The organism is Thiocapsa marina 5811, assembly GCF_000223985.1.
In the GTDB taxonomy this organism is placed as follows: domain Bacteria; phylum Pseudomonadota; class Gammaproteobacteria; order Chromatiales; family Chromatiaceae; genus Thiocapsa; species Thiocapsa marina.
Genome location: NZ_AFWV01000047.1, coordinates 1 through 1500 on the forward strand (window position 1 = coordinate 1; position 1500 = coordinate 1500).

The 1500-nt window shown below is 61.3% G+C and carries 2 protein-coding genes; one reads left to right on the plus strand and one right to left on the minus strand.

What is annotated here, in order from left to right; translation table 11 throughout:
* The coding region (locus tag THIMADRAFT_RS27290; RefSeq protein WP_007195772.1) for a hypothetical protein at nt 1-267 on the plus strand (267 nt) is incomplete at its 5' end.
* A gap of 436 nt (nt 268-703) precedes the next feature.
* Here THIMADRAFT_RS27290 and THIMADRAFT_RS24185 read toward each other — a convergent pair.
* Nucleotides 704-1500 (minus strand): SBBP repeat-containing protein (locus THIMADRAFT_RS24185; protein ID WP_007195773.1); only part of this gene is annotated, 797 nt, incomplete at its 5' end.

Genomic DNA, 1500 nt, shown 5'->3' on the forward strand with positions numbered 1-1500 from the left:
CCTGAAGCTTGGCTTGGGAGGCAACCGGATAGGCATGGTCGCTTCTACCGCCCCGAGCTCGCGGTCTACAAGCGGGAGGTCGTCTCAAACTCCAAGCAACTGGACCTGGCCCTAGGGCACCTGGCGCTGCTCCAGAGCATGTACTCCCTGGCGCAGATCGGCGACGGTGCGCCGCCGAGAGAGCGCGAGGATTCGGATTGGTGCCTCGCGGATGTGGCCTGCACCAAAGGTGAGATCAACGGGCCGCCGTTCACGCTTGTCAGATGAAATAGCGGACCTACCACGCAATCTCCCATCAATGATGGCTCCCGCATTGCGCGAGCGGCCTGGCCCAGTCTTCGCGTTGCCGTTTCAGCCCAGTTCGATTTAGTGTCTGCTAAAGGAGCGGTTGCGGCCGATCACTCGCTCCGGCTGAGCGTCCGGACCTGGCCGACAACGACCCTTCAGGACCGCAAGACTGAAAGGCCGCGACTGACCGCTGATGGGGCCATGCTGCCCATGAGCAGTCAAACGGCGGTGTCTGCTTTGAGGCCATACTGCTATCCGGATTTACGACCTGAGGTTCCCCCGAAATTTAGTCTTCCAAGGGTGGCGTAGACTGTCTGTCAAACTGGAGACGATGATGCAGAAGATCCCGAAGCAAGAGTACACCGCCGAGTTCAAGGAACGAGGCGCACACGGCCTTTGCTTCCGTTCATCGGGTTCAGTGAGCCCAGCGTCCACCGATGGGTTTGGTGCCCTGAAAGCCAAATGAAGAGGTGGCGTCATCCGCCGCATCCCAGTGTCCGTTACCGTTGACATCGAGGAACCACCTGCCAGCGCTGGGATAGTAAAGACCGATCGCGTCGACGTCATCACCGTTCCAATCGCCGGTTACCGGGAGAGAGCCTTCCCCGCCGCCAAAGCCGAAGTCAATGTCGGTACCCTCTGCCCAGAAGCCATCGCCGTTGACATCGAGGAACCACCAGCCCGCATGGGGGTAGTAGAGGCCGATCGTGTCGACGCCATCGCCGTTCCAGTCGCCGGCGACCGGCAGAGAACCCCTCCCGCCGCCAAAGCCGAAGTCGTTGTCGCTACCCTCTGTCCAGAAGCCATCGCCGTTGACATCGAGGAACCACCAGCCCGCATGGGGATAGTAGAGGCCGATCGTGTCGACGCCATCGCCGTTCCAGTCGCCGGCGACCGGCAGAGAACCCTCCCCGCCCCCGAGGCGAAAGATGGCATCGGCACCGCCTGTCCAGAAGCCGTCGCCGCTGACGTCGAGGTACCACCAGCCGGCGCTGGGGTCGTAAACGCCGATAAAGTCGTCCTGCGGCGCGATCTTGACGATGAAGATGTCATGATCAGATGCAGGGGTCGGATAGACGGCGTGGACCGTGGGGAAGTCTTCCGAGTAAGTATCCCCTGTGATATACGCGTTGCCGGAGCTATCCACCGCGATTCCGCCACAACCGCAATCAAAGCGACTACCGCCCAGGTAGGTGGAATAGTCCAGGGCGT